The 23,549-nt window shown below is 72.9% G+C and carries 20 protein-coding genes and 1 pseudogene; 10 read left to right on the top strand and 11 right to left on the bottom strand.

Translation table 11 applies throughout. The features are described from left to right. The 3 genes from GTY47_RS29520 to GTY47_RS29510 all read right to left on the bottom strand — a co-directional run. Positions 1-243 (bottom strand): aldehyde dehydrogenase family protein (locus GTY47_RS29520; RefSeq protein ID WP_010043952.1); only part of this gene is annotated, 243 nt, incomplete at its 3' end. After that, positions 240-3,116, bottom strand: a complete 2,877-nt coding sequence (locus GTY47_RS29515) for an FAD-binding and (Fe-S)-binding domain-containing protein (protein ID WP_010043950.1) — start codon at positions 3,114-3,116, stop codon at positions 240-242. The genes GTY47_RS29520 and GTY47_RS29515, both read right to left, overlap by 4 nt. Further along, a complete protein-coding gene (locus tag GTY47_RS29510; protein WP_010043949.1) occupies positions 3,113-4,381 on the bottom strand; it encodes an aminotransferase class III-fold pyridoxal phosphate-dependent enzyme in 1,269 nt (422 codons plus the stop codon). Before GTY47_RS29510 ends, GTY47_RS29515 begins: the two co-directional genes overlap by 4 nt. 226 nt (positions 4,382-4,607) lie before the next feature. Here GTY47_RS29510 and GTY47_RS29505 point away from each other — a divergent pair, with 226 nt between their 5' ends. After that, complete coding sequence (locus tag GTY47_RS29505; protein WP_010043948.1) at positions 4,608-6,230, top strand: PucR family transcriptional regulator ligand-binding domain-containing protein; 1,623 nt, start codon at positions 4,608-4,610, stop codon at positions 6,228-6,230. 230 nt (positions 6,231-6,460) lie between these two features. Here GTY47_RS29505 and paaE read toward each other — a convergent pair whose 3' ends face one another. The 5 genes from paaE to paaA are packed head-to-tail and all read right to left on the bottom strand — an operon-like array spanning position 6,461 to position 10,216. Further along, positions 6,461-7,564 carry a 1,2-phenylacetyl-CoA epoxidase subunit PaaE gene (gene paaE, locus GTY47_RS29500; RefSeq protein WP_040903686.1) on the bottom strand — a complete coding sequence of 368 codons (1,104 nt, stop codon included), beginning with the start codon at positions 7,562-7,564 and terminating at the stop codon, positions 6,461-6,463. 11 nt (positions 7,565-7,575) lie between these two features. Beyond that, positions 7,576-8,091 (bottom strand): 1,2-phenylacetyl-CoA epoxidase subunit PaaD, encoded by a 516-nt coding sequence (gene paaD / locus GTY47_RS29495; RefSeq protein WP_010043943.1) that lies wholly within the window; start codon positions 8,089-8,091, stop codon positions 7,576-7,578. Further along, entirely contained in the window at positions 8,085-8,912 is an 828-nt protein-coding gene (paaC, locus tag GTY47_RS29490) for a 1,2-phenylacetyl-CoA epoxidase subunit PaaC (RefSeq protein WP_010043940.1), read from the bottom strand. Before paaC ends, paaD begins: the two co-directional genes overlap by 7 nt. Before the next feature lie 27 nt (positions 8,913-8,939). Next, a complete protein-coding gene (gene paaB, locus GTY47_RS29485) occupies positions 8,940-9,233 on the bottom strand; it encodes a 1,2-phenylacetyl-CoA epoxidase subunit PaaB (RefSeq protein ID WP_010043938.1) in 294 nt (97 codons plus the stop codon). Beyond that, complete coding sequence (paaA, locus tag GTY47_RS29480) at positions 9,230-10,216, bottom strand: 1,2-phenylacetyl-CoA epoxidase subunit PaaA (RefSeq protein ID WP_029181456.1); 987 nt, start codon at positions 10,214-10,216, stop codon at positions 9,230-9,232. The genes paaB and paaA overlap by 4 nt, the downstream gene beginning before the upstream one ends. Positions 10,217-10,434: 218 nt before the next feature. Here paaA and paaI point away from each other — a divergent pair, with 218 nt between their 5' ends. Beyond that, positions 10,435-10,824: a hydroxyphenylacetyl-CoA thioesterase PaaI gene (gene paaI, locus GTY47_RS29475; protein ID WP_050810292.1), complete on the top strand. Its 390-nt coding sequence runs from the start codon at positions 10,435-10,437 to the stop codon at positions 10,822-10,824. After that, positions 10,821-12,179 carry a phenylacetate--CoA ligase PaaK gene (gene paaK, locus GTY47_RS29470; protein WP_010043929.1) on the top strand — a complete coding sequence of 453 codons (1,359 nt, stop codon included), beginning with the start codon at positions 10,821-10,823 and terminating at the stop codon, positions 12,177-12,179. The genes paaI and paaK overlap by 4 nt, the downstream gene beginning before the upstream one ends. Before the next feature lie 7 nt (positions 12,180-12,186). Here the strand turns inward: paaK and GTY47_RS29465 are convergent, their stop codons facing one another. From GTY47_RS29465 to GTY47_RS29455, 3 genes and pseudogenes are all read right to left on the bottom strand, one after another. After that, a complete protein-coding gene (locus GTY47_RS29465; protein WP_173937222.1) occupies positions 12,187-13,389 on the bottom strand; it encodes a PP2C family protein-serine/threonine phosphatase in 1,203 nt (400 codons plus the stop codon). A gap of 116 nt (positions 13,390-13,505) precedes the next feature. Further along, complete coding sequence (locus GTY47_RS29460) at positions 13,506-14,264, bottom strand: IclR family transcriptional regulator (RefSeq protein WP_010043927.1); 759 nt, start codon at positions 14,262-14,264, stop codon at positions 13,506-13,508. Positions 14,265-14,349: 85 nt separating this feature from the next. Beyond that, positions 14,350-15,401, bottom strand: a pseudogene (locus GTY47_RS29455) (LacI family DNA-binding transcriptional regulator). Positions 15,402-15,611: 210 nt separating this feature from the next. Here GTY47_RS29455 and GTY47_RS29450 point away from each other — a divergent pair. The 7 genes from GTY47_RS29450 (at position 15,612) to hypE (ending at position 23,521) form a co-directional block, all read left to right on the top strand. Then, entirely contained in the window at positions 15,612-17,357 is a 1,746-nt protein-coding gene (locus tag GTY47_RS29450) for an enoyl-CoA hydratase-related protein (RefSeq protein ID WP_010043926.1), read from the top strand. Beyond that, positions 17,354-17,917, top strand: a complete 564-nt coding sequence (locus tag GTY47_RS29445) for a hydrogenase maturation protease (RefSeq protein ID WP_010043924.1) — start codon at positions 17,354-17,356, stop codon at positions 17,915-17,917. The genes GTY47_RS29450 and GTY47_RS29445 overlap by 4 nt, the downstream gene beginning before the upstream one ends. A gap of 61 nt (positions 17,918-17,978) precedes the next feature. Further along, positions 17,979-18,716 (top strand): hydrogenase nickel incorporation protein HypB, encoded by a 738-nt coding sequence (hypB, locus tag GTY47_RS29440; RefSeq protein ID WP_010043921.1) that lies wholly within the window; start codon positions 17,979-17,981, stop codon positions 18,714-18,716. After that, complete coding sequence (hypF, locus tag GTY47_RS29435) at positions 18,713-21,034, top strand: carbamoyltransferase HypF (protein WP_029181455.1); 2,322 nt, start codon at positions 18,713-18,715, stop codon at positions 21,032-21,034. Before hypB ends, hypF begins: the two co-directional genes overlap by 4 nt. A 3-nt stretch (positions 21,035-21,037) precedes the next feature. Beyond that, positions 21,038-21,319: a HypC/HybG/HupF family hydrogenase formation chaperone gene (locus tag GTY47_RS29430; protein ID WP_029181454.1), complete on the top strand. Its 282-nt coding sequence runs from the start codon at positions 21,038-21,040 to the stop codon at positions 21,317-21,319. Next, positions 21,316-22,458, top strand: a complete 1,143-nt coding sequence (gene hypD / locus GTY47_RS29425) for a hydrogenase formation protein HypD (protein WP_010043915.1) — start codon at positions 21,316-21,318, stop codon at positions 22,456-22,458. The genes GTY47_RS29430 and hypD overlap by 4 nt, the downstream gene beginning before the upstream one ends. Continuing rightward, positions 22,451-23,521, top strand: a complete 1,071-nt coding sequence (hypE, locus tag GTY47_RS29420; protein WP_029181453.1) for a hydrogenase expression/formation protein HypE — start codon at positions 22,451-22,453, stop codon at positions 23,519-23,521. Before hypD ends, hypE begins: the two co-directional genes overlap by 8 nt. The last annotated feature ends 28 nt before the right edge of the window (positions 23,522-23,549 follow it).

Genomic DNA, 23,549 nt, shown 5'->3' with positions numbered 1-23,549 from the left:
GCGCTCCAGGATGAGCTCGTGGGCGCGGCGCAGGATCTCGCTGCGTGCCCGGGGCGCCGTACGCGCCCACTCGGCCTGGGCCTGGACGGCGGCCTCCTCGGCGAGCCGTGCGTCCTTGGGGCCGGCGTCGGCGACGTGGCAGAGGATCTCGCCGGTCGCGGGGTCGTCGACGGGCATCGTGGCGCCGTCCGCGGCGTCCACCCAGGCACCGCCGATGAACAACTGGGTCAGTACCTCGGTCATGATGTCTCTCCTGTGTGATCGGCGGCGGGGTCGAGGAGTTCCGCGAGGTGCAGGGCCCGGGTGCCCTGGGCGCCGGCGAGGTGGTCGATCTGGGTGGCGCAACTGAAGCCGTCGGCGACGACGGGGCGTCCGTCGAGGGCGTCGAGGCGGGGCTTGAGGGCCAGGTCCGCGACGGCCATCGAGGTGTCGTAGTGCTGTGCCTCGAAACCGAAGTTGCCGGCGAGTCCGCAGCAGCCCTCGGCCTCGTCGACATCGCGGACGCCGAGGCGGCGCAGCAGGTCGGCGGGGCGGCGGCCCTTGAAGGTGGCGTACTCGTGGCAGTGGGTCTGGAGCACGACGTTCCCGGGCAGCGGCGGCGGGCTCCAGCCCTGGTCGGCCAGGTCGGTCAGGGCTCCGGTGAAGGTGTGGACGCGGTCGGCGACGCGGCGGGCGGCATCGGTGCCGAGCAGTTCGGGCACGTCGCGTTTGAGGGCGGCGGCGCAGCTGGGTTCGGCCACGACGATGGGCCGGTCGTCGCCGTCGTCGAGGGCGTCGACGGTTCGGGCCATGATGGTGCGGGCGGTGTTCAGCTGCCCGGTGCTGACCCAGGTCAGTCCGCAGCACAGGCCGTCCCGGGGCGTGCAGGGGACGCCGGCGTCGGCCAGGACGCGGCTGGCGGCTCCCGCGACCTCGGGGCGGAAGGCGCGGGTGAAGCTGTCCACGAACAGCACCGCCTTCGCCGGCCCTGCTGCCTTGGACGCGCGCAGGATCCGGCGCAGGGCGCGCCGGGAGGCGAAGGCGGGGATCCTGCGCTTCGTCGTGACGCCGCCGAGACGGGCGAGCAGCGTGCCGAACGGTCCGCGCAGCAGGGCGTTGATCGGTCGTGCGGCGTATCCGGCCAGGGCGGACGTCCTGGGCAGCCAGCCCAGTGAGTAGTGGGAGCGGGGGCGCAGGCGGCCCTTGTAGTGCTGGTGGAGGAACTCCGCCTTGTAGGTGGCCATGTCGACACCGACCGGGCAGTCGCTGGAGCAGGCCTTGCAGGACAGGCACAGGTCGAGGGCATCGCGCACCTCGGACGAGCGCCAGCCGTCCTGGACGGCCTCGCCGCGCACCATCTCCTGGAGCAGCCGGGCCCGGCCGCGGGTGGAGTCGTTCTCCTCGCCGGTGGCCCGGTAGCTCGGGCACATCACCCCGCCCGCGTCACTGCGGCAGCGGCCCACACCGACGCAGCGGCGCACGGCGCCCGCGAAACCGTCCTCGTCGTGCGGGAAGCCGAACGTCGTCTCCACCAGCGGGAGTTCACGCAGAGCGAGATCCGCGTCCAGCGGGGCCGGGTCGACGATCACGCCGGGGTTGAGCAGCCCGTCGGGGTCGAAGGTCTGCTTGAACGCGGCGAACGCGGCGATCATGCGGTGGCTGTACATGACCTCGAGCAGCTCACTACGGGCGCGGCCGTCGCCGTGCTCACCCGACAGCGTGCCGCCGTGCCCGACCACCAGCGCCGCCGCCTCGGTCAGGAACCGGCGCATGACCGTCCGGCCCGTCTCGCTGGCGGGATCGAAGTCGATGCGCACGTGCACGCAGCCCGCGCCGAAGTGCCCGTACAGCACGCCGGTCAGCTGGTGCGAGGCCAGCAGTTTGCGGAAGTCGCGCAGGTAGGAGGCCAGGTTCTCCGGCGCGACGGCCGCGTCCTCCCAGCCCGGCCAGGACTCCCCGCCGTCCACGAGCCGGGCGGCCAGCCCGGCCCCGTCCTCACGCACCCGCCACAGCGAACGGCGCTCTGCCGGGCTCTCCACGACCCGGCCGCCGGTCATCCGCCCCCGGGCCCTGAGCACATCCAGCAGCTCGGCGGCGCGGGCGTTCACCGCGGCCTGGTCGTCGCCTTCGAGCTCGACGTACAACCAGGCCCGTCCCTCGGGCAGCCCGGTCACCGAATCCGCACCACGGCGGGCGCGCATGGTGGCGACGATCGCCTCGTCCATGCCCTCCACCGCACTGGGCGACCAGCGCAGGATCTCCGGTACGTCCTCGGCCGCCTCGACCACATCCTCGTAGCCGAGGGTCAGCAGCGTGGATGCCTGTGCGGTCGCCACCAGGCGGACCGTCGCGGCGGTGACGACCGCACAGGTGCCCTCAGTGCCCACGAGCGCGCGGGACACGTCGAAGCCGTTCTCCGGCAGCAGATGATGCAGCTGGAACCCGGACACCTGACGCGGGATCCGGCCCAGCTCGGTACGGATCAGCGCCAGGTTGCCCTCCACCAGCCGCCGGAGGTCCGCTTCGAGCCGGGCGACGCGCCGCACAGCCTCCGCGTCGCCCGGCTCGGCGGCCCGCAGCCCCGAGTGGTCGGCCACGGCCCGCACGCCGTCGGCCGTCACGATCTCCAGGGCCTCGACGTGGCCGCTGGTCCGCCCGTCGCGCACGGACCGGTTCCCGCACGCGTCGTTGCCGATCATGCCGCCGAGGGTGCAGCGGCTGTGCGAGGACGGGTCGGGTCCGAAGTCGAGCCCGTGCGGGGCGGTCGCGCCGCGCAGGGCGTCGAGGACGACGCCGGCCTCGACGCGTGCGGTGCGGGCCGCCGGGTCGATGTCCAGGATCCGGTTCATGTACCGGGAGAAATCCAGCACGACACCGGGCCCGACCGCGTTGCCGGCCATGCTGGTGCCACCGCCCCGGGCCGTGACCGGAACACCCGTCTCGCGGCAGGCCCGCAGCACCGCGACCACGTCGTCGGCGGTGCGCGGGTAGGCCACGGCCCGGGGCGGCACACGGTAGTTGGAGGCGTCGTAGGCGTAGGGGCCCGTCGCCCCCGGGCCGGTCTCCACCCGCAGGCCGGGCGCGATCTCGGCGATACGGGCCGTGAGACCCGCCAGGTCGCGGGTGGTGGTGGTCATCGGCCCGCCGCTCCCGAGGTGCCGGCCTCGACGGCGTTCGCCCAGGCCTGGAGGCCCTCGTCCACGCCCGTCTCGTCGATCACGAGGGCGGGGATCATGCGGACCACCTGGTTCCACGCGCCGCACAGCAGCAGGAGCAGGCCCTCGTCGACGGCGGCGCGCTGCACACGGGCGGCGGTCTCGGGGTCGGGGCTGCCGTCCTCGGTGACGAACTCGGTGGCGAGCATGAGGCCGAGGCCCCGGACGTCGCCGATGCCCGGGGTCCGGTCGGCCACCGCCTCCAGGCCGTGGCGCAGCCGCTTGCCCATGGCTTCGGCGTTCTCGACGAGCTTCTCGTCGCGGACGACGTCGAGGGTCGCGCAGGCGGCGGCGCAGGCGACGGCGTTGGCGCCGTACGTGCCGCCCTGCGATCCGGGCCAGGCCTTGGTCATGAGTTCCTCGGAGGCGGCGATGCCGGAGAGGGGGAAGCCGCTGGCCAGGCCCTTGGCGGTGACGAGGATGTCCGGGGTGACGCCGAAGTGGTCGTGGCCCCAGAAGCGCCCGGTGCGGCCGACGCCGGTCTGCACCTCGTCGAGGATCAGCAGGAAGCCGTGCCGGTCCGCGCGCTCGCGCAGCCCTTCCATGAAGGCACGGTTCGCGGGCACGTACCCGCCCTCGCCGAGCACCGGCTCGACGATGATCGCGGCCGTGTCGGCGGGCGACGAGATCGTCTGCAGTGTGTAGTCGAGCTCCTTCAGCGCGAAGCGGGTGGCGGTCTCCTCGTCCCAGCCGTAGCGGAAGGCCGTCGGGAACGGGGTGACGACCACACCGCTCATCAGCGGGGAGAAACCGGACCGGAAGCGGGTCCCTGAGGTGGTCATGGAGGCGGCGGCGACCGTACGGCCGTGGAAGCCGCCGTGGCAGACGATGACGTTGGGCCGGCCGGTGGCCTGGCGCGCCAGCCGCAGCGCCGCCTCGACGGCCTCGCTGCCGGAGTTGGTGAAGAACAGGCTGTCGAGACCGGCCGGCAGCACCTCGCCGAGCTTGTCGACGAGGCGGCGCAGCGGCTGGTGCATGACGGTCGTGTACTGGCCGTGGATCAGGGTGCCCACCTGCTCCTGCGCCGCCGCCACGACCTTGGGGTGGCAGTGCCCGGTGCTGGTGACGCCGATACCGGCGGTGAAGTCGAGGTAGCGGCGGCCGTCCTCACCGTAGAGGTGGACGCCTTCGCCCCGGGCCGCCACCACGGGTGTGGCCTGGCGAAGGTGCGGCGACAGTGCGGTCATGTTCGTCTCCCGGCCTACGTCGAGGTCTGATGGCTTGCTCAGCTCCGGTAACCGAGCATCCAAGCCACCGCGAAAGGCGACAACGCGTGATCTGTCCAGCCGGAACGCGTTGTTCGGACGTTGTGTCAACCGCCGGACCCCTCGGGTCCCGCCCGCCCCTTGTGTGGGCAGCTCTTGCGCAGGTCAGTGCCGCTTGTCAGAGTGACCGGGCAAGCAGGGAGACACCGTGAACGAGAACCATCCGACGGCCCCGGCCGGTCGCGCGCCGACCGTCGGCGACGTCCTGGCCCTGCCCGTCCTGGCCGCCGGACAGCCCCAGGTCGTCACCGGGCTGGCGCAGCTGGACCGGCCGGTGCGCTGGGTGCACATCACCGAGCTGACGGACCCGGCCTCCTTCCTCAAGGGCGGCGAGCTGGTCCTGACCACGGGCATGCCGCTGCCCGAGGACGCCGCGGGCGTCCGCCGGTACGTCGACGAACTCACCGAGGTGGGAGCGGCCGCGCTGGTCATCGAGCTGGTACGGCGCTACCACCGCCCGCCCGACGCCCTCGTCCAGGCCTGCCGTGCCCGGGGGCTGCCCCTGGTGACCCTCGCCCGGGACGTCAACTTCCTGGAGGTCACCCAGGTCGTCCACGCCCTCATCCTCGGCAACCAGGCCGAAGCGATGCGCCGGACGCAACGCGTCCACGAGGCGTTCACGGCCCTGACGTTGCGCGGCGCGGGCCCTGCGGACGTGGTGCGCGCGGCGGCGGAGATGAGCGGCCGGACGGTCGTCCTGGAGAACCTGGTGCACCAGGCGCTGATCTGCGAGCCGTCGGGCAGCACGGTGGAGGAGGCGCTCACCGACTGGGAGCAGCGTTCCCGGGCCACCGCGCCCGGTGATCACACGGAGGTGGGCGGCCCGGAGGGCTGGCTCACGGCACCGGTCTCCTACCAGGGCGAACGCTGGGGGCGCCTGGCCATGCTCCCGTCCCCCGGTGAGGATCCGGGCTTCGGGCCGGAGCACATCACCGTCCTGGAGAGAACGGCGATGGCCCTGACCGTCGCCCGGCTCATCCACTCCACGCCCTGGGAGCACGCGGCCCATCGCAGCGCCCTGCGGGAGCTGGCGGAGCAGCGCCACCACTCCCCCGAGGACGCCCGCGCCCGCTGCGCCGCGCTCGGCCTGCCCACCCGGGACAGCCGCTTCCTGGCGATCCTCGTCGACCTGGGCGCCGGTGCCGGGGGGAGCGAGCCCGAGACCCGGCTGCACGCAGAGCTCAGGTCGGCGGGGGTCCCGGCGCTCGTCGGGGAGCTCTCCCCCGGCCGCCTCGGCGTCCTGCTGGCCCTGCGCCCCTCCCAGCCGTGGCGCCCCGTGGCCGAACGCCTGAGCCGCACCGCGCTGAGCCTGGTCCCCGAGGCGATCGTGAGCGTCGGCTCACCGGTGGCGGAACTCGCCGACACCGCACGCTCCTTCCGGGAGGCGGCCCGGGTCACCGAGGCCACCCCGCCCGGCCAGGTCCTCCCCGCGGACCGCTCCTTCCACGAGCTGCCGGACATCGACCTGCGCCGCCTGCTGTACGCCCTGCGCGGGGACACCCGCGTCCAGGACTACACCGAACGGCGGCTCGGCCGGCTCATCGACCACGACACCCGGCACGGCACCGACCTGCTGACGACGCTGGGCCACTACCTCGACGCCGCCGGCAACAAGACCACCGCGGCCCGCCGCGGCGGCCTGTCCAGGGAGACCATGTACCAGCGTCTGCGCACCATCGAACGCCTCCTCGACACCGACCTCGAATCCGGTGAACGGCGCACCGAACTCCACGTGGCGCTCACGGCCTTGCGCGTCCTGCGCACCGAGTGAGCGTGGGTCGGCCCGAGGCCCCGCCCGCCGGACCAGCCGCCATTCCTGTGAGCCGTCCGCGGCCTCGTGCTGGAGGGTCAGCGGCGCCCCTGGGGACGCGCCGGTCAGGTACAGGTCCGGGTTCTTCGCCGCCCGGAACCCGCCGCGATGAAGCTGCCCAGCACCTCGGCCGGTCTTCCTCCGTACACGGCCCCTCCACCGTCGGAGCCGTCACATGACTGCGCAGTCGCTCAGGTGTCGAAGTCCACCGTCAGGGTGTCGGAGACGGGGAACGACTGGCAGGTGAGGACGTAGCCCGCGTCGACCTCGGCCGGTTCGAGGGCGAAGTTGCGGCGCATGTCGGCCTTGCCGTCGGTGACCAGGGCGCGGCAGGTGCCGCAGACCCCGCCCTTGCAGGCGAACGGCAGGTCGGGGCGGGTCTGCTGGGCGCCTTCGAGGATGGTCCGCTCGCGGGGCAGGGCGGAGGTGGTGGAGCGGCCGTCGAGGGTGACGGTGACCTGGCTGACCGGGCCGGAAGGGCCGGCCTCGGCGTGCTGGACCTCGCGTACGGGTTCGTCGTCGGCGTAGAACAGCTCCTGGTGGACGCGGTCGCCGGGGACGCCGAGGCCGGCCAGCACCTGCTGGGCGGCGCGGACCATGCCGTGCGGGCCGCACAGCCACCAGTGGTCGGCGGACGGTACGTCGACCAGCGCGTCGACGAGCGCCGAGAGCCGGTCGGCGTCGAGGCGTCCGGAGAGCACCTCGGCCTCGCGGGGCTCGCGGGAGAGGACGTGGGCGAGCTGGAACCGCGTCGGGTAGAGGTCCTTCAGGTCGGCCAGCTCGTCGGCGAACATCACCGTGCCGGTGCGGCGGTTGCCGTAGAGGAGGGTGACCGTCGAGCGGGAGTCGGCGGCCAGGACGGATTCGGCGATGGAGACCATGGGCGTGATGCCGGAGCCGGCCGCGATCAGGACGTGGTGGCCGGGGGTGGTGAGGTCGGGTGTGAAGGCGCCGGTGGGGGCCATCACCTCGACGGTGTCGCCGGGGCGCACCTCGTGCACCAGCCAGGAGGAGAACAGTCCGCCGGGCACGACCCGGACACCGATGCGCGGTGCCGTGCCGGCGGGTGAGCAGATCGAGTAGGAGCGGCGCTCGTCCCGGCCGTCGATCTCGCGCCGCAGGGTGAGCGACTGGCCGGGCTCGAAGACGAACTCCTCGGCCAGCTCGGGCGGGATGTCGAAGCTGACGGCCGCCGCGTCCTCGCACAGCGGCTGCACGGCGGCGACCCGCAGGGGGTGGAAGACCGGACGTCGGCGGGCTCGCGCGCGCGGCGCCGGGGCGGGGGCCGGCTCCATCAGGTCCTCCATCAGATCTCCTTGACGTACTCGAACGGCTCGCGGCAGGCGAGGCAGCGCCACAGCGCCTTGCAGGACGTGGCGGCGAAGCGGGAGGTCTCCTCGGTGTCCGCGCTGCCGCAGCGGGGGCAGGGCACCGAGCGGCGGGTCGGCGACAGCACGAGCGGGACCGGTCCGGCGGCGCGCGCGGGTGCGGCCCCGGGCGGGGCGATGCCGTGTTCGGCGAGCTTGCGACGGCCGGCCGGCGTGATCCAGTCGCTGGTCCACGGCGGGTCGAGGACCGTGCGGATCTCCACACGCGGGTAGCCGGCCGCCTTGAGCCGGGCGGCCACGCCGGCGCGCATCTCGGCCATGGCCGGGCAGCCCGAGTAGGTCGGGGTCAGGCTCGCGACGACCGTCCCGTCCGGATCCAGGGACACCTCGCGCAGCACCCCGAGGTCGGCCAGCGTGAGCATGGGCAGCTCCGGGTCGGGCACCTGCTCGGCGATGCGCCGGGCCCGTCGCGCGTCCAGAGCCGTCGTCACCATGTCGCCCCCGGATGGGCGCGGGCCACGCTCTGCAACTCGGCCAGCAGCGGGGCGAGATGCTCGGTGTGCTCGCCGGCGCGGCCGGAGCCGGGCAGCGGCCGGTGGGCGGGCATGGGCAGCCCGGCCGCCTCGGTGACCTGGCGCAGGACCGCGACGACCTCGTCCCGGGCGTCGTACGCCGTGAACAACTCACCCAGGTAGGGCGCCACCTGCTCCAGCGCCCTGCGCGTGCGGCGGTGGGACTCCTCGGTGCCGTCGCCCAGCCGCACCACCCACTCGGCCGCGTACTGCCGGTGGTAGGCCAGTTCCTTCACACCCTTGGCCGCGATCGCCGCGAGCACCGGGTCGGGGTGGGTGGTGAGCCGCTCGAAGTGCGCGAGGCGCCAGCCGGAGAACACCAGCAGTCGCACGATCGAGAACGCGAAGTCGCCGTTCGGCAGTTCGGCCAGGCGTACGTTGCGGAACTCGTCGGCGTCACGGAAGTAGGCGTAGGCGTCCTCGTCGCGCCCGGTCCCGTCGACCCGGCCCGCGCGGGAGTACAGCAGGCGGGCCTGGCCGAGCAGATCGAGGCCGATGTTGGCCAGCGCCACCTCCTCCTCCAGCTCGGGCGCCCTAGTGGTCCACTCGGCCAGCCGCTGGGCCGATACCAGGGCGTCGTCGGCCAGGGTGACGCAGAGGGCGGCCAGCTCCCGGGCGTCGACATCGTCGGGGACGGTGGTGTCCACGCCGTGCAGGGGGTCTGCGAAGCCGGTGCCGTAGGCCCAGCGGGTGTCGTCCTCGTGTCCCTCGGCGAGGGTCATGTAGACGTGGTCGTCGCTCATGCCTGTTCCTCGATGGCCTCGGCGGGACTAGATGTGCGGGACGTCGTCGGGGATGTCGTAGAAGGTCGGATGCCGGTAGACCTTGTCGGCGCTGGGCTCGAAGAAGGGGTCCTTCTCGTCGCGGGTCGAGGCGGCGATGTGCTCGGAGCGCACCACCCAGATGCTCACGCCCTCGTTGCGCCGCGTGTACAGGTCACGGGCGTGGGTCAGCGCCATGCGGTCGTCGGCGGCGTGCAGCGAGCCCACGTGGACGTGGTTCAGCCCGCGCTTGCCCCGCACGAACACCTCGTACAGCGGCCAGTTCTGCCTGTCGGCGGTCATGCCACCGCTCCCTTCTGCGCGCGGGCCGCCTGCTTGGCCGCGTGGGCGGTGGCCGCCTCACGCACCCAGGCGCCCTCCTCGTGAGCGGTGCGGCGCCGCTCCATCCGCTGGGCGTTGCACGGGCCGTCGCCCTTGATGACCCGCATCAGCTCGTCCCAGTCGGGCGTGCCGAAGTCGTGATGCCCGCGCTCCTCGTTCCAGCGCAGCTCCGGGTCGGGCAGTGTCACGCCGAGCTTCTCGGCCTGCGGGACCGTCATGTCGACAAAACGCTGACGCAACTCGTCGTTGCTGTGCCGCTTGATCTTCCAGGCCATCGACTGCGCCGAGTTGGGCGAGGCGTCGTCGGGCGGGCCGAACATCATCAGCGACGGCCACCACCAGCGGTCCACCGCGTCCCGCACCATCTCCCGCTGCGCCTCGGTCCCCCGCATCATCGTCATCAGCAGCTCATAGCCCTGCCGCTGATGGAACGACTCCTCCTTGCAGATCCGCACCATCGCCCGCGCATAGGGGCCGTAGGAGCTGCGGCACAGCGGGACCTGGTTGCAGATCGCCGCCCCGTCCACGAACCAGCCGATCACACCGACGTCAGCGAAGGACAGCGTGGGGTAGTTGAAGATCGACGAGTACTTCTGGCGGCCTTCGATCAGCCGCTCGGTCAGATCCGCGCGGTCGGCGCCCAGCGTCTCCGCCGCCGAGTACAGATACAGCCCGTGTCCGGCCTCGTCCTGGACCTTCGCGAACAGAATGGCCTTACGGCGCAGCGACGGCGCACGGGTGATCCACTCACCCTCCGGCTGCATGCCGATGATCTCCGAGTGCGCGTGCTGCGCGATCTGCCGCACCAGCGTCTTGCGGTAGCCCTCCGGCATCCAGTCACGCGGCTCGATCCGCCGATCCCGCGCGATCGTCGCGTCGAAGTGCTGCTGGAGAACCGGCTCGGCGCCGTCCGCCCCCGGGGGGCTGGAGTGTGTCGTGTCCATCCGTCCCACTTCCCAACCGACCATTCGTTCGGTCCATCATAGAACGACCCCGCGCGCCGTGGTAGACCCCGGCTCTTGACAGGCCCGGAGGCGGCTGGATTACTTGGCGACGCCGAAGCTAACCGAATGGTCGGTCGGGTCACAAGATGATGCGATCGAACTACAAGGCGGTGCGAGAAGTGACTCATACCGGTGACGTGACGCCGACCGCGGAGGCGATGTTCGCCGCGGACCAGGCCTCCCGCGGCCTCGGCGTCGAGCTGCTGGAACACGGTGAGGGGACCGCTGCCCTCCGGATGACGGTGACCCCGGCGATGGTGAACTGCCACGGCATGGTCCACGGCGGCTATGTCTTCCTGCTCGCCGACAGCGCCTTCGCCTGCGCCTGCAACAGCCACGGCCCGATGACGGTCGCGGCCGGGGCCGACATCACCTTCGTGGCTCCGGCGCACGAGGGCGATGTCCTCGTGGCGCGGGCCGAGGAACGCACCCGGTACGGCCGCAGCGGCCTCTACGACGTGACCGTCCTGCGGGGCGACACGGTGATCGCGGAGTTCCGGGGCCGCAGCCGCAGCATCCGGGGCACGACGTCGAAGGAGTCGGGATGACCAGCGAGACGACGGCCGCGACGACCCCGGCGGCGGCCGGGCAGCGGCGGGGCGAGCCCCTCCCCCACGGCCTGCTGGACGACGGAGAGCGCCTGGCGCGCGAGGAGCTGCGCGAGCTCCAGGTCGACCGTCTGCGCCGGAGCCTGCGCCACGCCTACGACAACGTGGAGACGTACCGGAAGAAGTTCGACGAGGCCGGTGTGGGACCTGACGACTGCCGGACCTTGGCGGACCTGTCCCGCTTCCCCTTCACGACGAAGGCGGATCTGCGCGACACCTACCCGTTCGGCATGTTCGCCGTCCCCATGGACCAGGTCCGCCGCGTCCACGCCTCCAGCGGAACCACCGGCCGCCCCACGGTCGTCGGCTACACGGAGAACGACCTGTCCATGTGGGCGGACCTGGTCGCCCGCTCGATCCGCGCCGCCGGCGGACGCCCCGGGCACAAGGTGCACATCTCCTACGGCTACGGCCTGTTCACCGGCGGTCTCGGCGCGCACTACGGGGCCGAGCGGGCCGGGTGCACCGTCATCCCCGCCTCTGGGGGCATGACCGCGCGCCAGGTGCAGATCATCCAGGACTTCCGGCCCGAGATCATCATGGTCACCCCGTCCTACATGCTCACGCTCCTCGACGAGTTCGAGCGTCAGGGCGTCGACCCTCGGTCCACCTCGCTGCAGGTGGGGATCTTCGGTGCCGAGCCGTGGACGGAGGAGATGCGCCGCGAGATCGAGGAGCGGACGGACATCCACGCCGTCGACATATACGGCCTGTCCGAGGTGATCGGCCCCGGTGTCGCCCAGGAGTGCGTGGAGACCAAGGACGGCCTGCATGTGTGGGAGGACCACTTCTACCCCGAGGTCGTCGACCCGCTCACCGGCGAGGTGCTGCCCGACGGCGAGGAGGGCGAACTGGTCTTCACCTCCCTCACCAAGGAAGCCCTGCCGGTCGTCCGCTACCGCACCCGCGACCTGACCCGGCTGCTGCCCGGCACGGCCCGGCCCGCCTTCCGCCGCATCGAGAAGATCACCGGCCGCTGTGACGACATGATCATTCTGCGTGGGGTGAACGTCTTCCCCAGCCAGATCGAGGAGATCGTGCTGCGCACGCCCGGCGTCGCTCCGCACTTCCAGATCGAGCTGTCCCGGCGCGAACGGATGGACCACATGACCGTCCGCGTCGAAACCCGCCCCGGCACGCCCGCCGGCCTGCGCGAAGCCGCCGCCCGCGCGATCGCGAAGGACGTCAAGGACGGCGTCGGCGTGACCGTCGACGTGTCGATCGTCGAGCCGGAGACCCTGGAGCGCTCCCTCGGCAAACTCCGCCGGGTCAAGGACCTGCGCGGAAAGCGGTGACCCGCCCTCACAGGCAGCACCGGGCCGCGGGAACCGTGCCGGGAGCGGTCACCTCGGGCAGCCCTGCTTCGGATGCGGCCGGTTTGCGGATCAGGAGCAGGGCCGCGTCGTCGTGCAGCCGGCCGCCCACATGGGCCAGCAGCTCGTCGTGGAGCGCGCCGAGGGTGCGGGCCGGCTCGTGGGACACGTGTCGCTCCAGCCCTTCGGCGAGCGGGTAGAAGGCCTGTCCGTGGTCCCGGGCTTCGGTGACGCCGTCGGTGTACAGCAGCAGCTGGTCACCGTCGGCGAAGGGCAGCACATGGAGGCTGGGCCCGTGACCGGCGAGGGCGCGCAGCCCGAGGGGCGGGGACGGATGAGCGGGTTCCACCGGCGTGACGCTCCCGCAGGCGCGCACCAGCAGCGGAGGCGTGTGCCCGCAGTTCACCACCTCAAGGTGCCCGTCCTGCGGGTATCCGGCGACCACTGCGGTGACGAAGTCGTCGTGCCCGAGGTTGCGCGCCAGACTCCGCTCGATCCTGTCGACCACGGCGAGGAGGTCGGGCTCGTCGTGGGCGGCCTCGCGGAAGACACCGAGCACCAGCGCGGCGGTCCCCACGGCCGGCAGCCCCTTGCCGCGCACATCGCCGACGATCAGCCGCACTCCGTGCGGGGTCGGTATCAGGGCGTAGAGGTCCCCGCCGATCCGGGCCTCGGCCGCCGCGGCGCTGTAGCGGACGGCCGCCTGGAATGGTCCGACGGTCGACGGCACGGGCTTGAGCAGCGCGTGCTGGGCGGTCTCCGCGACCGAGCGGACCGCCGCGAGCACGCGCTCCCGGCGCACCCGCAGGACGCCGGCCAGACCGCTCGCGAGGGTGACGGCCACCAGCGCCGACAGTACGGCGGCCAGTTCCCGGCCCGGCATTCCGTCCCGGATGCCGAGCGTCACGCCGACCGCGACGGCAAGGAAGCCGATCCAGAGGACTCCGCGGGGCCCGTTGGTCGTGGCGGCGAGGGCGGGACCGGCCGCCAGCAGGGGCAGCCAGATCATCCCGGCTCCACCGGTGAGGTCGACGAGCGCGATGACGGTGACGATCAGCACCGGCAGGACGGGCGTACCGGCGGCCAGCTGTGCGGCGACGCGTCTGCGCGCCGAGGTCCCGGCACCGGCCACTCGGTTGCGATACGGCCGTACGGCCCAGTGGTCGTCACCAAGGTCTCGGGGGTGGCTCATGTCTGTGTCCGTGGTCCTCACCTGTGAGCGGGGGCGCGGGGCGGAGGGCGCATCCCTGAAATGTCTGTTTCATCCAGAAAACGAGGTGAGCCGGGACACCGGCAAGGAGCGGATTTTCAGATAGTGAGCGAGAGGCTCCGCGTCACGCGGCTCGCGGTCGGGAGCAGCCGCGTGCTGATCTCCGGCAGCCGGGAGAGCCGGTTCGCCGGCAGCGAGACGCCGAGGGAGCCGAGTGTGTCCCCGCTGTACACCGGGACGGCGACGCAGACCGTGCCGAGGGCGTACTCCTCCAGGTCCGTGACCGCCGGGGCCAGGGGCGAGGTCGCCAGCCGCCGGAGCAGTTCCGGCCGGCTCGTGATCGTCCGCGGGGTGAGGTCGGCGAGGTGGTGGCGGGAGAGGTAGTCCTTGCGGGCCTCCTCGTCCAGTTCCCTGAGCACGGACTTGCCCAGCGCGGTCGCGTGCCCCGCGTCCTCGAAGCCCACCCAGAGATCGACGCGGGGCGTCCCGGGGCCGTCGACGATCTCGGCGACCCGGATCTCGCCCTCCTCGTAGAAGGTGAGATAGGCGGGGGTCGCGAGCTCGTCCCGCAGCGCGGCGAGCGTGGGCCGGACGCGGCTGAGCAGCGCCTGCGCACGGCCCGTGGTCCGGAGGGTCTGCAACTTGTCACCGAGGACGAACCCGCCGTCATCCAGCTTCCGCACGTACCCGTCGTGCACCAGCGTCCGCAGCAGGTGATAGGCGGTGGCCAGAGGCAGCCCGGTCTCACGCGCCAGCTGCTTGGCCGGCGCGCCGTTCTGGTGCGCGCTCACCGCCTCCAGCAGCCGCATGGCCCGCTGGACGGAGGTGATGAGCGTAGGGCCCTCTTGCCCACCCATAGGACCAGCCTGCGCCAGCGGTACGGCGCGGGCAAGACAGGGACGGGACCGGCTCGCCGGACCGACGACAACTGCCGCCCGGCGGCTACCGGGATTGCGGCTCCCGGGGCGGCGGAGGCGCGGTCGAGGCGCGCACCACGAGTTCGACCAGGGGGTCGTTCGCCGGTGGCAGTGGCGCGTCCGGCTTCTCGATGGCCTGCACCAGGAGCCGGAGTCCCTCTCGCGCCACGTCGTCGAACGGCTGGCGCACCGTGGTCAACGGTGGGGTCACGTACGCGGGGCGACGGGGATGTCGTCGAAGCCGACCACGCTGACGTCGTCCGGCACGCGCCGCCCGGCCTCGGTCAGGGCGCGGATCACGCCGATGGCCATGCCGTCGTTCGCGGCGAACACGGCGGTGACGTCAACGTCGGCGGCGAGCGCGCAGCCCGCCCCGTGGCCCGACGCGGCCGACCAGTCGCCGACGAGCACGGCCGGCTGCTCCGCGCCCCGGGCGGCGAGGGCGCTGCGCCAGCCCTCCCGGCGGTCCCGGGCGGCGAACCACCGTTCGGGGCCGGCGACGTGGTGGACGGTCGTGTGGCCGAGGTCCAGCAGGTGTTCGGTGGCGGTGCGCGCGAGGAGTTCGGCGCCGACGCCCGTGGCGACGGTCCGGGTGCCGCCGAACGCGGCCGGCGCTCCGAGGACGAGGACCGGCACGTCGACACTGAGGGAGACCGTTCCCCCGTCGATGGGCTCGGAGACGACGATGCCGTCCACGCCCTGCTCCAGCAGCGACTCCACGGCGCCGACGACACCTCCCGGGTCGCCTTCCAGGGTGTTGACCACCCGGAGCGCGTATCCCGCGTCCCGCGCGGCGTGCTCGACGCCGACCAGGAGCGACGCGGGCCCGTAGAGGGCGGTCCCGAGCGTGACCACGCCGATGGAGCGGGTCCGCCCGGAGGCCAGCGCCCTGGCCGCGCCGTTCAGGCGGTAGCCGAGTTCCCCGGCCGCCTCCAGCACCCGTCGGCGCGCCTCGTCGGAGACGCAGCGCTCCCCGTTGAGGACCCTCGACACCGTCTTCTGTGAGACGCCGGCCGGCCGGGCCACGTCCACGCTGCGCGGCGCCGGACCGCCGGCCCGTGCTCCCACTCGCGTCATGCGTCTCCCCTCGTGTCCTGCCGGACTGCGCCGTCAAACGCACGCAGTGAAGCGGGCCGCGTCAAGAAGCCGGGCGTGCGGGTGACCGCGCGGCCGGGCGAGTGGCCCGGCCGCGCAGGCGGTCCGGATGGCGGAAGAGACCCGCGGAGACCGGCGAAACGCCGCCGTGGTCCTTCTCGGGTCTCCCCCGAGCGGCGACCATGCCATGTCATGGACATCTTGCTCGTCGCCAGCGCGTTCAACAGCCTGTCCCAGCGTGTCTACGCGGAACTGTCGGACCAGGGCCACCGCGTGGACGTCGTCCTCGCCTCCCACGGCGCCGACGCGGTCCGGGCCGCCGTCAGCGAGGTGCGTCCGGAACTGATCGTCGCGCCGATGCTGAAGTCGGCCCTGCCGGAGGACGTGTGGCAGGTGCACACCTGTCTGGTCGTGCACCCGGGGCCACCCGGCGACCGGGGCCCGTCGTCGCTGGACTGGGCGATCGCCGAGGAGGCGCCCGAGTGGGGCGTGACGGTGCTCCAGGCCGAGGCGGCGATGGACGCCGGTGACATCTGGGCGGACGGGTCCTTCCCGGTGCCGCCGGTCGGCAAGGGCGACCTGTACCGCAACGAGGTGTCCGACGCCGCCGTGGCCGCCGTGCTGCTGGCCGTGCGGCGGTACGCCGACGGATCGTTCAAGCCGCGGCCCCAGAGCGATCCCGGGACGCGTGTGGTGTGGCGGGACTTCTTCCGCCAGGAGCAGCGGCGGATCGACTGGGAGAACGACAGCACGGAAACGGTGCTGCGCAAGCTCCGCGGGGCCGACTCGCAGCCGGGCGTCCTGGACGAACTCTGCGGCCGGGAGGTGTTCCTGCACGGCGGGCACCCCGAGGACCGGCTGCGCGGACGGCCCGGCGAGCTGCTCGCGACCCGGTCCGGCGCGGTCTGCCGGGCCACCCGGGACGGTGCGGTGTGGATCCCGGAACTGCGCCCCCGCAAGAGCTCCGGCGACCCGGCACCGTTCCGCCGCCCGGCGGCCTCGGTCCTCGCCTCCTTCCCCGCCCCGCCCGGCAGCGGCCCCGGCATGCCGAGTTCGACCCCCCGCCCGTACTGGCTGCCGGAGATCGCCGCCCCGCTCGAACTGCCGCCGAACCGCACCACCTGGTCCGACATCCGCTACCGGCAGCGGGACGACATCGGCTTCCTGTCCTTCTCGTTCCCGAGCGGGGCGATGAGCACCAACCACTGCCGCAGGCTGCTCGCCGCCTACCGGTACGCGCTCACCCGCTCCACGTCGGTGCTGGTGCTCGGCGGCGCCCGCGACTTCTTCTCCAACGGAATCCACCTCAACGTCATCGAGGCGTCGAGCGACCCGGCGGGCGAGTCCTGGTCCAACCTCGTCGCCATGAACGACCTGGTCGAGGCCGTGCTGTGCACCACCGACCGGCTGGTGGTGGCGGCGCTCGGCGGCAACGCGGCAGCCGGCGGTGTCATGCTGGCCCTGGCCGCCGACGAGGTGTGGTGCCGCACCGGCAGCGTCCTCAACCCGCACTACCGGAACATGGACCTGTACGGATCGGAGTACTGGACGTACTCGCTGCCGCGCCGCGTGGGAGCCGAGACGGCCGAGCGGCTGACGAGCGAGGCGTTGCCGGTGAGCGCCGCCACGGCTGAGCGGATCGGGCTGGTGGATCGTCTGGTGCCCGTCCCGGCCGGGGAGTTCCCGAGCGAGGTCGAGCGCCTGGCTGCCGATGTGGCGGGCGACCCGGATCTCGCACGCCGGATCACCGCCAAGGCCACGGCACGTCACGCGGACGAGCTCCAGCGCCCCCTCGCCGAATACCGGCGGACCGAACTCGCCCGCATGCGTGCCGTCTTCTTCGACCCGCAGGCGCCGTACCACGCCCTGCGGTCCGCCTTCGTCCGCAAGAACCCGATCGGCTCCGCCCGGCCGCTGGCCCACGGGGGCGCCGGATGAGTGCGCGGCTGCTCGTGGCGGGCGTGGGCAACATCTTCCTCGCGGACGACGCCTTCGGCCCCGAGGTGATCCGCGCCCTGGAGCAGCGCCCGCTGCCGCCCGAGGTGAGGGTAGGGGACTTCGGGATCCGCGGCCTGGACCTGGCCTACGCACTGCTCGACGGCCACGACACGGCCGTCCTGGTCGACGCGGCCGTACGGGGACACGAGCCGGGCACCCTGTCGCTGATCGAGCCGGACCTGCCCGACCGCGCCACGGCCGGCGCCCCGCCCGAGGCACACGGCATGGACCCGGCGAAGGTCCTCGCCCTGGCCGCCCACCTGGGCGACGAGCCGCTCCCGCGCGTGCTCGTCCTGGCCTGCGAGCCGGAACTGCGGGCACCCGCCGACGAGGACATCGCCCCGGGTGTCAGCGGGACGGTGCGCGAAGCGGTCGGACGGGCCGTCGCGGCCCTGCACACCATGGTTCCGGTGCTGCTGGCGGACCCCGCGGCCACGCCCCGGTTGAGCCACCCGGACGAATCGCCCGCCCTGTCCCCGCCGGGCTGCCGGGCACCGTGAAGGACGGCGCCGAGGATCGGTGGCGGACCGTTTTCCCCATCGACCGCGAGGAGCGGCGCCCATGTGCGATTCCGTGGACGAGGTCACTCAAGCCGTCCTGGCGAAGAACGACGGTCTGGCCGCGGGCCTGCGCGACGAGCTGGCCCGCCGCGCGGTGAGCGTGGTCAATCTGCTGTCCAGCCCGGGCAGCGGCAAGACGGAACTGCTCGGGCGGGTGCTCACCCGGGCGGTGGAGCGCGGCCTCCCGGTGGCGGCGCTCACCGCCGACCTGGCGACCGAGAACGACGCCGACCGGCTGGCCCGTTCGGGAGCCCCGGTGAAGCAGCTGCTGACGGACGGACTGTGCCATCTGGAGGCACGGCAGCTGCGCGGCCATGTGGAGAGCTGGCTGCCCGAGGAGACCTCGCTGCTGTTCGTGGAGAACGTCGGCAACCTCGTCTGCCCGGCGTCCTACGACCTCGGCGAGAGCCTGCGGATCGTGCTCATGGCGGTGACGGAGGGCGAGGACAAGCCGCTGAAGTACCCGACGGCATTCGGGTCCGCCCACCTGGTGGTGCTGACCAAGACCGACCTGGCCGAACCCGCCGGGTTCGACGAGACGGCCTTCGACACCCACGTCCAGCGGGTCAACCCGGGGGTGGAGGTGCTGCGGTCCTGCGCCCGCACGGGCGCCGGCGTCGACGCTCTTCTGGAGCGGGTGCTCGCCGCGCGGGACGGGGCCGCGGTGCACCGGCCTCCTCTGGCGCCCCGCCCGCACAGCCACACCCGTGAGGGCGCCGAAGCCGGTCTCGTCTCGTGACAGCGCCCGCAACACAGGCGGTGCGCCGCCGCGTCACCGTGCGCGGCACCGTGCAGGGCGTGGGGTTCCGCCCCTTCGTGCACCGCCTGGCCACCGGTCTCTCGCTCGCGGGGTTCGTGAGCAACACGGCGAACGGAGTCCTCATCGAGGTGGAGGGCCCGCCGGAACGCGTCGCCGACTTCTGTGACCGGCTGGCCACCCAGCCGCCGCCGTTGGCCGCTGTCACCGACGTCGGGGTCGAGGAGCTGCCCGTCAGCGGCGCCGACGACACCTTCGCCATCCGTGCCACCGACCACTCCCCCGGCCGCACCCGTCTCCCGCCCGACACGGCGACCTGCTCCGACTGTCTGCGGGACCTGACCGATCCGGCCGACCGTCGGCACCGGCACCCCTTCGTCACCTGCACCCACTGCGGCCCCCGCTTCACCATCGCGACGGGCATGCCGTACGACCGGGCGGTCACGACCATGGCCGGCTTCCCGATGTGCGCCGACTGCGCCCGGGAGTACGGCGATCCCCTCGACCGCCGCTTCCACGCCCAGCCCGTGGCCTGCCCCGGCTGCGGTCCCCGGCTGCACCTGGTTCCCGCGCCCGGCAGCGATGTCCGTCCGGCGCGGGACGCGGGCGCCCTGGCGGCGGCACGGGCGCTGCTGGCCGCCGGGCGGATCGTCGCCGTCAAGGGTCTCGGCGGCTACCACCTGGCGTGCGACGCGACCGACGCGCGGGCCGTCGAAACGCTGCGCACCCGCAAGGCACGCGGCGGCAAGCCGTTCGCGGTGATGTGCGCGGACCTGGACACCGCACGACGGATCGCCGTGCTCTCCGCGCCCGAACTGGCCGCCCTCAGCAGCCCCCGGCGCCCCATCGTCCTGCTCCGCAGACGGGCAGAGCAGGCGGCCCTCGCACCGGGCGTGTGCCCCGGCAGCCCCCGTCTCGGCGTGATGCTGCCCTATACGCCCTTGCACAGCCTGCTGTTCGGCCTGCCCGGCGATCCGCCGGGACCGCGCGTGCTGGTCATGACCAGCGGCAACCGTTCCGGCGAACCGATCGTCACGGACGACGACGAGGCACTGGTCCGGCTCGCGGGGCTGGCCGACGCGTGGCTCGCCCACGACCGGCCCATCGCCTCGCCCTGTGACGACTCCCTGCTGCGGGTGCGCGCAGACGGCACCGAGCAGGTGCTGCGCCGGTCCCGGGGGTACGTGCCCCGCCCGTTGCGGCTGCCGGTGCCGGTGCGGCCGGCGCTCGCCGTGGGCGGCGACCTGAAGAACGCCCTGTGCCTCGGCGAGGGCGACCACGCCTGGTTCGGTCCGCACATCGGCGACATGGGCGATCTGACCACCCTGGAGGCGGCCCGGCGGGCGGAGACGCACATGCGGTGCCTGACCGGCGTCACCCCCGAAGTCGTCGCCGCTGACCGGCACCCTGGATACCATTCGGCGAGTTGGGCCACCCGACTTGCCGGGCACGCCCCGGTGCTGGTCCAGCACCACCACGCGCACATCGCCTCGACGATGGCCGAGCACGGTCTCGAGGGCACCGCACCCGTGATCGGAGTCGCCTACGACGGCACCGGCTACGGTGACGACGGCACCGTCTGGGGCGGCGAGATCGTGCTCGCCGACTACAGCGGCTTCCGGCGCTACGCCCGTCTCGCCCCCGCCCCGCTGCCCGGCGGCGACGCGGGCGTGGCCAACCCCTGCCGCCTGGCCCTGGCCCGGCTGTGGGCGGCGGGGCTGCCGTGGGAGGCGGACCTGCCCTGTGTCAGGGCCTGCGCATCCGACGAACTCACCGTGCTTCACCGGCAGTTGGAGCGTGGCCTGGCCTGTGTGGCCACCTCCAGCATGGGTCGCCTCTTCGACGCCGTGTCGTCGCTCGTCGGCGTGTGCCATCGCGCCGGATACGAAGCGCAGGCCGCCCTGGAGCTGGAGGCCACGGCCGCTGCGGCCTGGGACGCCGATTCATCGCCGTACGCCTTCGGCTTCGCCGCCGGTACGTACGACCCGGCCCCGATGCTGAGGACGCTGGTCGCCGACCTGCGGCGCGGTGTCCCGGCCGCCGTGCTCGCCGCCCGCTTCCATCGCGGGGTGGCGCGGGCCGTCGCGGAGATCTGCCGGCGTGCACGCCGCGACACCGGCCTGGCCACGGTCGCCCTCAGCGGCGGGGTCTTCGCCAACGCGCTGCTGGAGGAGGAGTGCACGCGGCTGCTGGCCGACGACGGCTTCGTGGTGCTCCAGCACGGCGAAGTCCCCCCGAACGACGGCGGATTGGCCCTCGGCCAACTGGTGGTCGCGGCGCACCTACGACAGGAGGAGTGACCCATGTGTTTGGCAGTGCCCGGCAAGGTCGTGGCCATCGACGACAGCGCGGATCCGCTCACCGGGCTGATCGACTTCGGCGGAGTCCAGAAACAGGCGTGCCTGGAGTACGTGTCCGATGTGCGGGTGGGCGAGTACGTCATCGTGCATGTCGGCTTCGCTCTCCAGCGCCTGGACGAGGAATCGGCCCTGGCCTCGCTGAAGCTGTTCGAGGAACTGGGGCTGTTGGAGGAGGAGTTCGGTGACGCCTGGGAGCAGGCGGCGAAGGAGGCTGGACCGGCGTGAAGTACATCGACGAGTTCAACGATCCGGGCCTGGCCCGGCGACTGCTGGACGAGATCCGGGCCACCGCGACCCGGCCGTGGGCCCTGATGGAGGTGTGCGGCGGGCAGACCCACTCGATCATCCGGCACGGCATCGACCAACTGCTCCCCGAACAGGTTGAGTTGATCCACGGCCCCGGCTGCCCCGTATGCGTCACACCGCTGGAGGTCATCGACAAGGCGCTGGAGATCGCGTCGCGGCCCGGGGTGATCTTCTGTTCCTTCGGTGACATGCTCCGGGTGCCGGGCACCGGCCGCGACCTGTTCCGGGTCAAGGGCGAGGGCGGCGACGTACGCGTGGTCTACTCGCCGCTCGACGCCCTGGAACTGGCCCGCCGCCACCCGGACCGGGAAGTGGTGTTCTTCGCGATCGGCTTCGAGACCACGGCCCCGGCCAACGCGATGGCCGTGCACCAGGCGCGCAGACTGGGTCTGGACAACTTCAGCCTGCTGGTGTCGCATGTGCGGGTGCCTCCGGCCGTCGAGGCGATCATGACGGCTCCGGCCTGCCGGGTGCAGGGTTTCCTGGCCGCCGGACACGTGTGCAGCGTGATGGGCACGGCGGAGTACCCCGAGCTGGCCGAGCGGTTCGGTGTGCCGATGGTGGTGACCGGGTTCGAGCCACTGGACATCCTGGAGGGCATCCGCAGGGCGGTCCGCCAGCTGGAGCGTGGCGAGCACCGGGTGGAGAACGCGTATCCGCGTGCCGTGCGCGAGGAGGGCAATCCGGCCGCCGTGCGCATGATCGAGGAGGTGTTCGAGGTCACCGACCGGTCCTGGCGCGGTATCGGGCGGATCCCGGCCAGTGGCTGGCGGCTGCGTGACGCCTTCCGCGCGTACGACGCCGAGCACCGCTTCGATGTCACCGGGATCCGCACCGAGGAGCCCGCCGAGTGCCGCAGCGGTGAGGTGCTCCAGGGCCTGATCAAGCCGACCGAGTGCGCCGCGTTCGGCACCATCTGCACCCCGCGCACACCGCTCGGCGCCACCATGGTCTCCAGTGAGGGCGCCTGCGCGGCCTACTACCTGTACCGCCGGATGAACTCCCCGACCCCGCAAGCGGGCGGGGCCGCACACGAGGAGGCGGCTCCCGTTGCCTGAACGACTCGCCGGTGTGGTGGACCCGGCCGACTGGACCTGCCCCGCCCCACTACGCGACCAGGGGGTGGTGGTGATGGGGCACGGCGGAGGCGGAGCACTGTCGGCGGAGCTGATGGAGCAGGTCTTCGCGCCCGCCTACGGCAACGCCACGCTCGCCGGTCTCGCCGACTCCGCCGTCCTCGAACTGGGCGGCGCGCGGCTGGCCTTCTCCACCGACTCCTACGTGGTCCGGCCGCTGTTCTTCCCCGGCGGCAGCCTGGGCGACCTCGCGGTCAACGGCACCGTCAACGACCTGGCGATGAGCGGTGCGCGGCCCGCGTTCCTCTCCGCCGCGTTCGTCCTGGAGGAGGGCGTGGAGCTGACCGTCGTCGAGCGGATCGCGCGCGCCATGGGTGCGGCGGCCGAGGCCGCCGGGGTCACCATCGCCACGGGTGACACGAAGGTGGTGGAGTCCGGGCACGGCGACGGTGTGTACGTCACCACCGCCGGTGTGGGGCTCGTCCCGGACGGGGTGGACATCCGTCCCCAGCGTGCGCGGCCGGGAGACGCCGTGATCGTCAGCGGGCCGATCGGTCTGCACGGGGTGGCGGTCATGAGCGTGCGGGAGGGGCTTGAGTTCGGGGTCGAGGTCACCAGCGACACCGCGCCGCTGGCGGATCTGGTGACGGCGATGCTGGCCGTCACCCCGGACATCCATGTGCTGCGCGACCCCACCAGGGGTGGCCTGGCTGCGTCCCTCAACGAGATCGCCCGCGCCTCGGGGACCGGGGTCCGGCTTCAGGAGCGCGCCGTCCCGGTGCCGGACGCGGTGGCGAACGCCTGCGGGTTCCTCGGCCTCGATCCCCTCTACGTCGCCAATGAAGGCCGGCTCGTCGCCTTCGTGCCCCTCTCGGCGGCGGACGAGGTCGTCGCGGCGATGCGAGCCCACCCTCAGGGTGCCGGGGCCACGCTGATCGGCGAGTGCGTCGCCGACCATCCCGGCATGGTCGTGGCCGCCACCGGCCTCGGCGGCACCCGGGTGGTGGATCTGCCGCTCGGCGAGCAGTTGCCGCGCATCTGCTGATCCGGTCCGGACGTGAGCGGGCCCCGCC

The organism is Streptomyces sp. SID5464, from assembly GCF_009862985.1.
Lineage (GTDB): Bacteria > Actinomycetota > Actinomycetes > Streptomycetales > Streptomycetaceae > Streptomyces > Streptomyces chartreusis_D.
The sequence above is the reverse complement of the archived record's forward strand: the minus strand, read 5'-3'. Positions and strand labels throughout refer to the sequence as shown.

Bases quoted from the DNA above. Each gene is read 5' to 3' on its own strand.
- GTY47_RS29515 (WP_010043950.1), bottom strand. From the start codon at position 3,116: ATGACCACCACCACCCGCGACCTGGCGGGTCTCACGGCCCGTATCGCC.
- GTY47_RS29510 (WP_010043949.1), bottom strand. From the start codon at position 4,381: ATGACCGCACTGTCGCCGCACCTTCGCCAGGCCACACCCGTGGTGGCG.
- paaE (WP_040903686.1), bottom strand. From the start codon at position 7,564: ATGGAGCCGGCCCCCGCCCCGGCGCCGCGCGCGCGAGCCCGCCGACGT.
- paaD (WP_010043943.1), bottom strand. From the start codon at position 8,091: ATGGTGACGACGGCTCTGGACGCGCGACGGGCCCGGCGCATCGCCGAG.
- paaC (WP_010043940.1), bottom strand. From the start codon at position 8,912: ATGAGCGACGACCACGTCTACATGACCCTCGCCGAGGGACACGAGGAC.
- paaB (WP_010043938.1), bottom strand. From the start codon at position 9,233: ATGACCGCCGACAGGCAGAACTGGCCGCTGTACGAGGTGTTCGTGCGG.
- paaA (WP_029181456.1), bottom strand. From the start codon at position 10,216: ATGGACACGACACACTCCAGCCCCCCGGGGGCGGACGGCGCCGAGCCG.
- paaI (WP_050810292.1), top strand. From the start codon at position 10,435: ATGTTCGCCGCGGACCAGGCCTCCCGCGGCCTCGGCGTCGAGCTGCTG.
- paaK (WP_010043929.1), top strand. From the start codon at position 10,821: ATGACCAGCGAGACGACGGCCGCGACGACCCCGGCGGCGGCCGGGCAG.
- GTY47_RS29465 (WP_173937222.1), bottom strand. From the start codon at position 13,389: ATGAGCCACCCCCGAGACCTTGGTGACGACCACTGGGCCGTACGGCCG.
- GTY47_RS29460 (WP_010043927.1), bottom strand. From the start codon at position 14,264: ATGGGTGGGCAAGAGGGCCCTACGCTCATCACCTCCGTCCAGCGGGCC.
- GTY47_RS29450 (WP_010043926.1), top strand. From the start codon at position 15,612: ATGGACATCTTGCTCGTCGCCAGCGCGTTCAACAGCCTGTCCCAGCGT.
- GTY47_RS29445 (WP_010043924.1), top strand. From the start codon at position 17,354: ATGAGTGCGCGGCTGCTCGTGGCGGGCGTGGGCAACATCTTCCTCGCG.
- hypB (WP_010043921.1), top strand. From the start codon at position 17,979: ATGTGCGATTCCGTGGACGAGGTCACTCAAGCCGTCCTGGCGAAGAAC.
- GTY47_RS29430 (WP_029181454.1), top strand. From the start codon at position 21,038: ATGTGTTTGGCAGTGCCCGGCAAGGTCGTGGCCATCGACGACAGCGCG.